We start from the raw sequence: 13,078 nt of genomic DNA on the forward strand, positions 1-13,078 counted from the left end.
GCGGGCGAAAGCGAGTCGGGGCCTCACAGGTAATAGCGGCGATTCGCCGTCTTGCTGCGTGTGCCTCGGAGGAGAAGAAGGAATGGAAGAGACTTTCGACGACTACCTGGACGAAACCGGGAACATCCGTATTCCCGAGGATCACACCCTGGTTGATCACGTCGAGAAGCACACCCGGAACGACGCGAACACCCTGGCGTATCGCTACATCGACTACTCGCGCGAGCGCGACGGCGAGGCGCAGGAGCTGACGTGGCGTGAGTTCGGTATCCGGCTGCGCGCGGTGGCCGCTCGACTGCAGCAGGTGACCAACCCGGGCGACCGGGTCGCGATCCTCGCGCCGCAGGGCTTGGACTACGTGATCTCCTTCTTCGCCGCGATCTACGCGGGCACCATCTCGGTCCCGCTGTTCGACCCGGACGAGCCCGGTCACACCGATCGCCTGCACGCCGTGCTCGGCGACTGTGAGCCCTCGGCGATCCTGACCGCGAGCTCCTCCGCTGCCGGGGTCCGCCAGTTCTTCCGCTCGCTGCCCGCAGCCCAGCGCCCGCGCATCATCGCGGTGGACGCGATCCCCGACAGCGTCGGCGAGAGCTGGGTGCGCCCGGACATCGCGATCGACGACATCGCCTACCTGCAATACACCTCGGGTTCCACCCGGGTGCCCGCTGGTGTGGAGATCACCCACCGCGCGGTGGGCACCAACCTGCTGCAGATGGTCGACGCGATCAACCTGGACTGGAACTCGCGCGGCGTCACCTGGCTGCCGCTGTTCCACGACATGGGTCTGCTGACGGTGATCCTGCCCGCGGTGGGCGGCAAGTACATCACCATCATGTCGCCGAGCGCGTTCGTGCGCCGTCCCTACCGCTGGATCAAGGAACTGGCGGCGATCTCCGACGGCGCCGGAACCTTCGCCGCGGCACCGAACTTCGCGTTCGAGCACGCCGCGGCGCGTGGCCTGCCGAAGAACGGCGAGTCGCTGGACCTGTCGAACGTCATCGGCCTGATCAACGGCAGCGAGCCGGTGACCACCTCGTCGATGAAGAAGTTCAACGAGGCGTTCGCCCCCTACGGCCTGCCGAAGACGGCGATCAAGCCCTGCTACGGCATGGCCGAGGCGACGCTGTTCGTCTCCGCCACCAAGGCCGAGGACGAGGCCAAGGTCACCTACGTCGACCGCAAGGAACTCAACGCGGGACGCATGGTGAAGGTCGACCCGGGCCACGAGGACGCGATCGCGCAGGTGTCCTGCGGTTATGTCGCGCTGTCGCAGTGGGCGACGATCATCGATGTGGAGTCCGTGGAGTCCGTGGAGTCCGGTGGCGGTCGTGAGGTGCCCGACGGGCACGTCGGCGAGATCTGGCTGCACGGCAACAACATGGGCATCGGTTACTGGGGTCGTCCCGACGAGACCGCGGCGACGTTCCAGAACAAGGTCACCGAGCGTCTGCCGCAGGGCAGCCACGCCGAGGGCACCGAGCCGGATGCGAACTGGATGCGCACCGGCGACTACGGCGTGTACTTCGAAGGCGAGCTCTACATCACCGGCCGGGTGAAGGACCTGGTGATCGTGGACGGCCGCAACCACTACCCGCAGGACCTGGAGTTCTCCGCGCAGGAAGCCAGCACCGCGCTGCGGCCCGGCTTCGTCGCGGCGTTCTCGGTGCCGGCCAACCAGCTCCCGGCGGAGGTGTTCGAGCAGGGCAGCCACTCCGGCCTGGCGTTCGACGCCGACGACGCCTCCGAGCAACTGGTGGTCGTCGGCGAGCGTGGTCCGGGTGCGGGCAAGGCCGATCCGCTGCCCATCGCCGACGCGGTGCGCGCGGCGATCTCCCAGCGCCACGGCGTGACCGTTCGAGATGTGCTGCTGGTGCCCGCGGGGTCGATCCCGCGCACGTCCAGTGGCAAGATCGCCCGCCGTGCGTGCCGGGCGGCCTATCTGGAGGGAACGCTGCGGGGTGGTTACACCCAGCAGGCTTTCCCCGATGCACCGGAAGAGTAATTGCCAGGGGCGGCCTCGGACCGACCATCGACGCTCGGCGCCGACCTTCCCACGCGCCGGGCGTCAATTCACGGTACGCCCGGTACGGACACAGGTAGCTTGAGGAATTGATGGCTGACAACGAGGGCACGCCCACCCAGACGACCGACACCACGCCCGTCGAGACCGGCGCCGACGCGGCGGCCCCGGCCGAATCCGCGAAGGGTGGCGCGCAGACCGACATGTCGGTAGCGGAGCTGCGTGAGTGGCTGCGGCGCTGGGTCTCCGAGGCGACCGGGCAAGCGATCGAGCAGATCACCGTGGACCGGCCGATGGAGGAGTTCGGGCTCGCCTCGCGTGACGCCATCGCCCTCGGCGGGGACATCGAGGAACTGACCGGCGTGATGCTGAACGCGACGGTCGTGTACCAGCATCCGACCATCGCCTCGCTGGCCGAGCGGATCGTCAACGGCGAGCCGGAAGCTCCGGAGGAAGCCGCGGACGACGCCTTCTACACCGCGGGCTACCGTCCCGGCGAGGCGCACGACATCGCGATCGTCGGTTTGTCCACCCGGCTGCCCGGCGCGGGTGACACCCCGGAGTCGACCTGGGATTTCCTCATCGGCCGCGGTGACGGCATCCGGGAGCTGCCCGAGGGACGCTGGTCGGAGTTCCTGGCCGAGCCGCAGCTGGCCGAGGCGATCGCGCAGGCGAACACCCGGGGCGGCTACCTCGACCAGGACGTCGTCAAGGGCTTCGACGCGGAGTTCTTCGCCATGTCGCCGGTCGAGGTCGAGCGTGTGGATCCGCAGCAGCGACTGGCGATGGAACTGACCTGGGAGGCGCTGGAACACGCGCGGATTCCGGCCAGTGATCTCAAGGGCGAGCCGGTCGGCGTGTTCATCGGCTCCTCGGGCAACGACTTCATGCTGCTCGCGGCGCTCGGGCTGGGCAGCGAGCGCGATCCGAACGTGCCGGTGTCGGCCGAGGCGTACGCGATCATGGGCAGCGTCAGCTCGATCATCCCGAACCGGGTCTCCTACTTCTTCGACTTCCGTGGCCCGTCGGTGTCCATCGACACCGCCTGCTCCTCGACCCTGGTCGCGGTGCACGAGGCGGTGCAGGCGCTGCGCGGCGGCGAGGCCGACCTGGCGTTGGCCGGTGGCGTGAACATGCTGCTCGCGCCGATGGCCACGCTCGGTTTCGACGCCAACGGCGGTGTCGCCAAGGACGGGCACATCAAGGCGTTCTCCAAGGACGCCGATGGCATGGTCCGCTCCGAGGGCGGCGGTCTGGTGGTGCTGAAGCGCCTCGCCGACGCCGAGCGCGACGGCGACACGATCTACGCCGTGATCAAGGGCTCGGCGGTCAACAACGACGGGCGGTCCAACGGCCTGCTCGCCCCGAACCCCGACGCTCAGGCCGAGGTGCTGCGCCGCGCCTATCGCGACGCGGGCATCGCGCCGTCCTCGGTCGACTACGTCGAGGCGCACGGCACCGGCACCCTGCTCGGCGACCCGATCGAGGCGGACGCGCTCGGCCGGGTGGTCGGCCGCGGCCGCGACGCCGACAGGCCCGCGCTGCTCGGTTCGGCCAAGACCAACTTCGGTCACCTGGAGTCGGGCGCCGGTGCGGCGAGCCTGGCGAAGGTGGTCATGTCGTTGCAGCACAACGTCATTCCGCCGAACATCGGCTATGCCGGTCCGAACCCGTACATTCCGTGGGAGCAGGCGCACCTGAAGGTCGTCGACGAGCCCACCGAGTTCCCGCGCTACAGCGGCACGGCGACCATCGGCGTCTCCGGCTTCGGTTTCGGCGGCACCAACGCGCACGTCGTCGTCCAGGAATACGTACCTGCCGCCGCGGCCGACACCCAGGCTCCGTTCTCCGAACTCGAGACCCGGTTGGACGAGGACGCGGTGGAGGAGACCACCGACACGCTCGCGGCGTCCGATGCCCTCGTCGCCGTGGCCGAGGCGGCCGAAGCCGCCGCGCCCCCTGCCGAATGGACCGCCGAGCGCACCGAACCGCTGCCGCAGATCCTGCCGGTTTCGGGCTACCTGCCCTCGCGGCGCCGCCGTGCCGCGGCCGAACTGGCCGACTGGCTGGAGTCCGAGGCGGGCGCGAAGACCCCGCTCGCCGACGTGGCGCGGTCGCTGGCCAAGCGCAGCCACTGGCGTTCGCGCGGCGTGGTGCTGGCCAAGACGCACGAGGAGGCGGTCGCCGGGTTGCGCGCCATCGCGGCGGGCAAGCCGGGTACGGGCGTCTTCACCGCCGACGCGCCCGCGGCCATGGGCCCGATGTGGGTGCTCGCCGGTTTCGGCGCGCAGCACCGCAAGATGGGCAAGCAGCTCTACCTGGAGAACTCGATCTTCGCCGGGGCCGTCGACGAGGTCGACGAGTTGGTGCAGGACGAGGCCGGATACTCGGTGCGCGAGCTGTTCCTGGACGACAGCCAGGACTACAACGTCGGCACCTCGCAGGTCGGCATCTTCACCATCCAGATCGGCCTGGCCGCGCTGCTGCGTGCGCACGGCGCCGAACCCGACGCGGTAGTCGGACATTCCATGGGCGAGGTCGCGGGCGCGTACATCGCCGGTGGTCTCTCGCTCGAGGACGCGGTGCGCGTGATCTGCGCCCGTTCCCGCCTGATGGGCGAGGGCGAGCAGATGATCAGCGACGACGACGTGCGCAACATGGCGCTCATCGAGTACAGCGCCGAGGACGTCGCGAGCCTGCTGCCGGACTACCCGGACGTCGAGGTCGCGGTGTACGCGGCGCCGACCAACACGGTGATCGGCGGCCCGCAGGATCAGGTGGCGGCGATCGTCGCCCAGGTGGAGGCGGCGGGCAAGTTCGCCCGGGTGCTGCAGACCCGCGGCGCGGGCCACACCTCGCAGATGGACCCGCTGCTCGGCGAGCTGGCCGCGGAACTGGCCGGCATCGAGCCGACCAAGCTGAAGACCGGCTTGTACTCGACGGTGCACAAGGAAGAGTTCTTCCGCGCGGGCAACGACCCGATCCACGACGAGGACTACTGGGTCAAGAACATGCGCCACAGCGTGTACTTCACCAACGCGGTGAAGCTCGCGGTGGACGCGGGCCACACCACCTTCCTGGAGCTGGCGCCGAATTCCGTCGCGTTGATGCAGGTACTGGGCACCACCTTCGCCGCGGGCGTGCACGATGCGCAGCTCATCCCCACGCTCAAGCGCAAAGAGGACGAGTCCGCGGGCGTGATCGCCGCGCTCGCCCAGCTCTACGTGCACGGGCACAAGGTCGATCTGTCCTCGCTGCTCGGTCCGGGTGAGTACGCCGACATTCCGCGCACCACGTTCGTGCGCAAGGAGTACTGGCCGAATGTCCGGCTGGCCACGGGCGGTAACGGCCGGTTGCCCGGCGCGCACGTCGCGCTGCCGGACGGCAGGCACGTCTGGGAGGTCCAGGCGTCCTCGGTGACCGATCTCGCCGCACTGGTGCGCGCCGCGTCGGCGCAGGTGCTCAGCGACGTCTCGCTGGGCGCGTCGATTCCGCACGCGCCGATCCCGGCGGCGGGCACGCTCACCACCACGCTCACCCCGCATCCCGGCGGCGCCTCGGTGCAGGTCCACGCCAAGGAGGGCAACGCCTTCCGCCTGGTGTTCGACGCCGTGGTGACCTCCGGCGCCCCGCTGCCGGAACCCGTCGCGGCCGAGCCGGTCCCGGCGATCGCCGCGCAGACGAGCAGCGACGCCGACCTCGAGGTCGTGGAGACCTTCGGTGACCGGTGGGATCCGAACGGCACGCAGACCGTCGAAGAGCGGCTCGCGCTGATCGTCGCGGAGTCCATGGGTTACGCGGTCGAGGATCTTCCGATGGAGATCCCGCTGATGGAACTCGGCTTGGACTCGCTGATGGCGATGCGCATCAAGAACCGGGTCGAGTACGAGTTCGACATCCCGCAGCTGCAGGTGCAGGCCGTGCGGGACGCGAGCCTGCACGAGGTCGGCAAGGTGCTGCGGTACGCGATCGAGCACCGCGACGAGGTGCAGGCGATGGCCGACCAGCAGGCTGCCGACAAGGCGGCGGGCGGCACGGGCGAGATGGCTGTAGACGCCGATTTCATCGCCACGGCCCGTGCGGCCCTGGCCACCGGCGCCGACCCGGTCGCCGCGGTGGCCGGTACGCCTGAAACCATTGCGACCGAGGCGGATTCGGCCCCTGCGGCAGCCGCTCCCGCTCCCGCGAGCCAGGAAAAGGCTGCCGAAGCCGACGCGACTCCCGCCACGCAACCGGTCGCACCGGCCGCGCCCGCGGCCGTCTTCGGCGGCGCGCAGCAACCCGCCGACGAGGACGACGTTCCGCCGCGCGACGCCGCCGAGCGCCTGACCTTCGCCACCTGGGCGGTGGTCACCGGGAAATCGGCCGGAGGCATCTTCAACACCCTGCCGATCCTGGACGAGGACACCGCGGAGAAACTGGCCGCGCGCCTGACCGAACGGGTCAAGGCCGAGGTCACCGTCGACGACGTACTCGACTGCGAGACCATCGAGCAGCTCTCCGACATCGTCCGCGACCTACAGGACAGCGGCGCGGATGTGGACGGTTTCGTCCGTCCGCTGCGGCCGCGCGCGGAGGGCTCGAACGCGGTGCCCGTCTTCGTGTTCCACCCCTCGGGCGGCAACACACTGGTGTACGAGCCCTTGTTGAAGCGGCTGCCCGCCGAGACGCCGATGTACGGCCTCGAGCGGGTCGACGGTTCGATCGAGGAGCGGGCGCGCCAGTACCTGCCCGAGCTGCGCAAGATCCAGGGCGACGGGCCGTTCGTGCTGTACGGCTGGTCGCTGGGCGCGGTGCTGGCCATGCAGACCGCGCAGTTGCTCCGCGCCGAGGGCGCGGACGTGCGCACGGTCGGCTTGATCGATCTGGCCATTCCGACTCAGGGCGAGGACAACAGTCCCGAGGAGCGCGTGCGGCGGATCGAGCGCTACCAGGCGTTCGCCAAGAAGACCTATGGCGTCGACGGTGAATTGGACCGCGAACAACTGGAGACGCTGGCGGCGGCGTCGGACGAAGAGCAGTTCAAGATGATCAGCGACCTGATCAAGATCAGCGGCGCGAAGATCCCCGGCGGCGTGCTAGAACACCAGCGCACCTCGTGGATCGATAGCCGTCACCTCGCCCGGACCCAACCCACGCACTACGACGGCAACGTCGTGCTCTACCTCGCCGATCGCTACCACGACGGGATGATCGAGCTCGAGCCACGCTTCGCCGACCGGGTGCCGAACGGCGGCTGGGACGAGTACATCCCGAATTTGGAGGTCGTCCACATCGCCGGCGACCACCTGCAGATCATCGACGAACCGCGGATCGGGAAGATCGGGGCCGACCTGACCGCGAAGCTCGCCGCGATCGAGGCGAAAGGGGCCAAGTGAGCACGACTGCCGAAAAACTCGCCGACCTGCGCAAGCGCCTGGATTTGGCGCAGGAGCCCGCGGGTGAAGCGGGGATCGCCAAGCGGGCGAAGAAAGGCATTCCCAGCGCCCGCGACCGGATCAACATGCTGCTCGATCCGGGAACCTTCGTGGAGATCGGCGCGCTGGTACGCAAACCGGGCGATCCCGCCGCGCTCTACGGCGACGGTGTCGTCACCGGGCACGGCTTGGTCGAGGGCAGGCCTGTGGCGGTGTTCTCGCACGACCAGACCGTCTACGGCGGTTCGGTCGGCGAGATGTTCGGCCGCAAGGTCGCCGGGATCCTGGAGTACGCGGCCAAGGTCGGCTGCCCGGTGGTCGGTATCAACGACTCCGGCGGCGCCCGCGTGCAGGAAGCGGTGACCTCGCTGGCGTGGTACGCCGAGCTGGGCCGCCGCCAGGAGCCGCTGTCCGGCCTGGTTCCGCAGATCTCGATGATCCTCGGCAAGTGCGCGGGTGGCGCCGTCTACGCCCCGATCAACACCGACGTGGTGGTGGCGACCGAAGAGGCGTACATGTTCGTCACCGGCCCGAAGGTGATCCGGGAGGTCACCGGCGAGGACGTCAGCCTCGAGGAACTCGGCGGGGCGCGCAGCCAGGCGGAGTACGGCAACATCCACCACGTGGCCAAGGACGAGGCGGCCGCGTTCGAGTGGGTGCGCGATTACCTGGGCTACCTGCCGACCAGCTGCCAGGAGCTGGCGCCGGTCGTGAATCCCGGCCTGGAGCCGGAGACCACCGACAGCGACCTGGAGCTGAACTCGATCGTCCCGGACTCCGACAACTCCGGGTACGACATGCACGAGATCCTGTTGCGCATCTTCGACGACGGCGCCTTCCACGAGGTCGGCGCGTCGGCGGGCCGCAACGTCATCACCGGATTCGCCCGGGTGGACGGGCGCAGCGTCGGCGTGGTGGCCAACCAGCCGATGGTGTACGCGGGAGCGCTGGACGCCCGCGCCTCGGACAAGGCCGCGCATTTCGTGCGGCTGTGCGACGCGTTCGAGATCCCGCTGGTGTTCGTCGTCGACACGCCCGGGTTCCTGCCCGGTGTGGAACAGGAGAAGATCGGCGTCATCAAGCGTGGCGGACGGTTCCTGTTCTCCTACGTGGAGGCGTCGGTGCCGAAGGTCACCGTGGTGATCCGCAAGTCCTACGGCGGCGGCTACGCCGTGATGGGCTCCAAGCAACTGGGCGCCGATGTGAACCTGGCCTGGCCCACCGCCCGGATCGCCGTCATGGGCGCGGAGAGCGCGGTCAGCCTGATCGGAGCCAAGCAGATCGAGGCCGCGCCCGAGGACCAGCGCGCCGCGATCCGCCAGCAGATGATCGACTTCTACAACGCCACCGTGGCGACCCCGTGGGTGGCCGCCGAGCGCGGATACGTCGACGCGGTCATCGAGCCCGCGACGACCCGGCTGGAAATCCGTCGTGCGCTCCAGCTGTTGCGGGACAAGGCTATTGCCCGCAACCCGCGCAAGCATCACCTGCTGCCGCTGTAGGCCGCGGAACACGATCGGGCCGCACCCCGCTGGGGCGCGGCCCGATTCGCGTCATGGGCGCCGAATGATCAGCTGACGGTGGCGGATTCGATGACGACGTCGCTCACCGGGACGTCCTGGTGCCCGCCGGCCGAGGCCGTGGCGACGCCCGCGATCTTGTCGACCACATCGGTGCCTTCGGTCACCGCGCCGAAGACGGTGTAGCCCCAGCCCGCCGCGGTGGGCGCGGAGTGGTTGAGGAAGTCGTTGTCGGAGACGTTGATGAAGAACTGCGCGGTGGCCGAGTGCGGGTCGTTGGTGCGGGCCATCGCGACGGTGTACTTGTTGTTCTTCAGACCGTTGTTCGCCTCGTTCTGGATGGGCGCTTGCGTGCCCTTCTGACGCAGGCCGGGCTCGAAGCCGCCGCCCTGGATCATGAAGCCGGGAATGACGCGGTGGAAGATCGTGCCGTTGTAGTGGCCCGCGTTCACGTAGTCCACGAAATTGCGCACCGTGTTCGGCGCTTTCTGGTCGTCCAGTTCGAGGACGATCGGTCCGTAGTTCGTCGAGAGATTCACCTTGGTCATAGGCCCACCTTTCCATTGTGGTCGGTAGCGGTCAGCAGGACGGGGTCGATTGGTCGCCGGGCGCCATTTCTCCGGCCCGTCGGCACAACATTCTGGCAGTCGGCTTCGAACATACTGAGGACCCGCGATTTCTCCCGGCGACGCGACGCCCGCGCGGACAGACGGGCAGATAGCATTGCCAACCGTGCCCGACGCCGCAACCGCTGTTCTCACGAAACCCCCCGCCGCCCCGGTGGTGACCCCGAACGATTTCCGGACCGCTCGGCTCATCGCATTGCTCGCCGGTCTGCTCGGCGCGCTGTTCGCGCTGGCGACTCCGTTCCTGCCGGTCACGCAGACGACCGCGGTGCTGAAGTGGCCGCAGAGCGGGACGCTCGGCAACGTGCAGGCGCCGCTGATGTCGCAGGTCCCGATCGACCTGAAGGCGACGATTCCGTGCGAGACCATCGCCCAGCTGCCCGAGCGGGGCGGCATGCTGCTGGCCACCGCGCCGCCGCAGGGCGACCGGGCCGCGCTGGAGGCGATGTTCGTGCGGGTCTCGGAGACCTCGGTCGACGTGATCGATCGCAACGCTGTGGTGGTGTCGGCCGACCGCAGCCGCATGGGCGAGTGCACGTCGCTGACCATCAGCTCGGACAGCGAGCGCACCTACGCCGCGTTCGCCGGGCTGACCAAGCAGGTGGAGCGGCCGGTCGAGGGTGCGGCGCCCGGCACGACCGAGCTGGTGACCGTGCCGGTGGAGGGGCAGCTCGGCGGCGATCTGCGGCCTCAGGTGGTGGGTGTGTTCTCCGACCTCAAGGGCGCGGCGCCCGCGGGGTTGTCGTTCGACATGACGGTGGACACTCGTTTCTCGTCCAGCCCGACCGCGATCAAGCTGATCGCGATGATCGCGGCGGTGTTGTGCACGCTGATCGCCCTGGCGGCGCTGGCCCGGCTGGACAGCAGTGACGGGCGCGGCCACCGCCGGTTCCTTCCGGCGAACTGGCTGAAGCCGACCTGGGCGGACGGCGCGGTGATCGGCACGCTGCTGCTGTGGCATTTCGCGGGCGCCAACACTTCCGACGACGGCTATATCCTCAGCATGGTGCGGGTGGCGCCGCACGCGGGCTATATGGCCAACTACTTCCGCTGGTACGGCGTGCCGGAGGCGCCGTTCGGCTGGTACTACTACGTGATCCAGGTCTTCTCGGAGATCTCCACGGCCAGCCCCTGGGTGCGGTTGCCCGCCCTGGCCTGCGCGATCCTCTGCTGGCTGGTGATCAGCCGCGAGGTGGTGCCCCGCCTCGGCCGCGGTGTACGCACCAGCAAGGTGGCGCTGTGGACCGGCGGACTGGTGTTCCTGGCGTTCTGGCTGCCGTTCGACAACGGATTGCGCTCCGAGCCGGTCGTCGCGCTCGGCGCGCTGCTGACCTGGGTGTCGATCGAGCGGGCCATCGCGACCGGACGGTTGCTGCCCGCCGCGGTGGCCATCCTGGTGGCCGCGTTCACCCTGGCGGCCGCGCCGACGGGCCTGATGTGCGTGGCGGCGCTGCTGGCCGGTATCCGTCCGATGGTGCGCATCGTGGTGCGCAAGCACCGGCACTTCGCCGCGCTGGGCGCCGGGCGGTGGGGCTCGACGCTCCCGCTGCTCGCGCCGATCGCCGCGGCGGGCGTTCTCGTGCTCACCGTGGTCTACAGCGACCAGACCTTCGCAGGCATCCAGGAGGCCAACCGGGTGCGTCAGGTGACCGGGCCGAACCTGGCCTGGTACGAGGACTACCTGCGCTACTACTACCTGTTCGTGGAGACCGTCGACGGTTCGCTGTCGCGCCGCTTCGCCTTCCTGGTGATGCTGCTGTGCCTGTTCACCACCATGCTCGTGCTGCTGCGGCGCAGGCAGGTGCCGGGTATCGCGAGCGGGCCGACCTGGCGGCTGATGGGCGTGGTCTTCGGAACCATCTTCTTCATGATGTTCAACCCGACCAAGTGGACCCACCACTTCGGCGCGTACGCGGGCATCGCGGGCTCGCTGGCGGCGGTCACCGCCGTCGCGGTCTCGGCGAGCGCCCTGCGGGCCCGCAAGAACCGGGCGATCTTCCTGGCCGGATTGCTGTTCGTGCTCGCGATCGCGTTCTCCGGCATCAACGGCTACTGGTACGTGTCCAGCTTCGGCGTGCCCTGGTTCGACAAGCGCATCTCGCTGCACGGCTACCAGTCGAACACGGTCATGCTCATGCTGTTCGGCCTGGCGCTGGCGCTGGTCGGCTGGTACACGCTGCGGGAGGACTACACCGCGCCGCAGCCCTCGGCGAAGACGGCGCGCGGCAGGCGGATCCGCCGGTTCGCCGCGATCCCGCTGACCGTGGTCGCCGCGCTGATGGTCGCGCTCGAGGTGCTCTCGCTGGTCAAGGGCGCGGTCGCGCAGTATCCGGCGTACTCGCTGGCGCGGTCGAACTTCGACGCGCTCGGCGGCAGCACCTGCGGTCTGGCCAACGACGTGCTGGTCGAGCCGGACCCGAACGGCGGCAGGCTCGCGCCGATCATCGATCCGGCGCATCCGCCGACCGATCCGGCCGACCCGCTGGCCGGCGTCGACCCGGTCGGCTTCGCTCCGAACGGCGTGCCCAACGATCTGTCCGCCGACAGTGTCGAGGTGAAGCCGGGCACCGGCAACACCTCCACCCAGTCGGTCGGCGCGGCGTTCGCGGAGGGCCAGAGCGCGGGCACCGGCGGCGGTCAGGGCGCGCTCGGCGTCAACGGCTCCACCGTCGCCCTCCCGTTCGGTCTGGACCCGGCCACCACGCCGATTCTGGGCAGCTACCAGAACGGTGTGCAGCAGCCCGCGAATGTCACCTCGAGCTGGTATGGGCTGCCCGCTCGTTCGGCGGACAAGCCGCTGGTGGTGATCTCGGCCGCCGGTCGCATCCTCTCCTTCGACGACACCGGCGCAATGAAGTACGGCCAATCGCTGACCGTCGACTACGGCAAGCACCTGCCCGACGGCAGCGTGCAGAAGCTCGGCACCTATCTGCCGCGCGACATCGGCCCGTTCCCGTCCTGGCGCAACCTGCGGGTGCCGTTGGACGAGATCGCGCCCGACGCCGACGCGGTGCGCATCGTCGCCAACGACCCGATCCTGATCGGGGACCAGTGGCTGGCGTTCACGCCGCCGCGCATGCCGAAGTTGCAGACGCTCAACAGCCTGCTGGGCTCCCAGCAGCCGATCCTGCTGGACTGGGCGGTTGGCCTGCAATTCCCGTGCCAGCGTCCGTTCGACCACGAGAACGGCGTGGCCGAGGTGCCCGGCTACCGCATCCTGCCGGACCGCCCGCTGGCCATCAGCTCGACGAACACCTGGCAGGCCGAGGAATTCGGCGGCCCGCTCGGCTTCTCCCAGATGCTGGCCAAGTCGGTCACCGTGCCCACCTACCTGAAGGACGACTGGGCGCGCGACTGGGGCTCGCTGGAGCGCTACGACCAGTACGACCGCAACGCCGTCCCTGCGAAGCTGGAGACCGGTACGACCACTCGTTCCGGGCTCTGGTCGCCGGGTAGTCTGCGGGTGTTCTGATCGCGCAGACCACCTTGACA

The 13,078-nt window shown here is 69.3% G+C and carries 5 protein-coding genes; 4 read left to right on the forward strand and 1 reads right to left on the reverse strand.

Annotated features, from left to right (window positions below; all coding sequences use genetic code 11):
• Nucleotides 1-82: 82 nt before the first annotated feature.
• The 3 genes from fadD32 (at nt 83) to ON29_RS01480 (ending at nt 8,942) form a co-directional block, all read left to right on the forward strand.
• Nucleotides 83-2,005 (forward strand): long-chain-fatty-acid--AMP ligase FadD32, encoded by a 1,923-nt coding sequence (fadD32, locus tag ON29_RS01470; protein WP_040864251.1) that lies wholly within the window; start codon nt 83-85, stop codon nt 2,003-2,005.
• Between the two features lie 110 nt (nt 2,006-2,115).
• Nucleotides 2,116-7,401, forward strand: a complete 5,286-nt coding sequence (pks13, locus tag ON29_RS01475) for a polyketide synthase Pks13 (protein WP_040864252.1) — start codon at nt 2,116-2,118, stop codon at nt 7,399-7,401.
• Nucleotides 7,398-8,942, forward strand: a complete 1,545-nt coding sequence (locus ON29_RS01480) for an acyl-CoA carboxylase subunit beta (RefSeq protein WP_040864253.1) — start codon at nt 7,398-7,400, stop codon at nt 8,940-8,942. Before pks13 ends, ON29_RS01480 begins: the two co-directional genes overlap by 4 nt.
• Nucleotides 8,943-9,010: 68 nt before the next feature.
• Here ON29_RS01480 and ON29_RS01485 read toward each other — a convergent pair whose 3' ends face one another.
• Nucleotides 9,011-9,508, reverse strand: coding sequence for a peptidylprolyl isomerase (locus ON29_RS01485; protein WP_040864254.1), 498 nt, complete (start codon nt 9,506-9,508; stop codon nt 9,011-9,013).
• Nucleotides 9,509-9,692: 184 nt separating this feature from the next.
• Here ON29_RS01485 and ON29_RS01490 point away from each other — a divergent pair, with 184 nt between their 5' ends.
• Complete coding sequence (locus ON29_RS01490; protein WP_040864255.1) at nt 9,693-13,058, forward strand: arabinosyltransferase domain-containing protein; 3,366 nt, start codon at nt 9,693-9,695, stop codon at nt 13,056-13,058.
• The last annotated feature ends 20 nt before the right edge of the window (nt 13,059-13,078 follow it).

It is taken from the genome of Nocardia exalbida NBRC 100660, from assembly GCF_000308575.1.
In the GTDB taxonomy this organism is placed as follows: domain Bacteria; phylum Actinomycetota; class Actinomycetes; order Mycobacteriales; family Mycobacteriaceae; genus Nocardia; species Nocardia exalbida.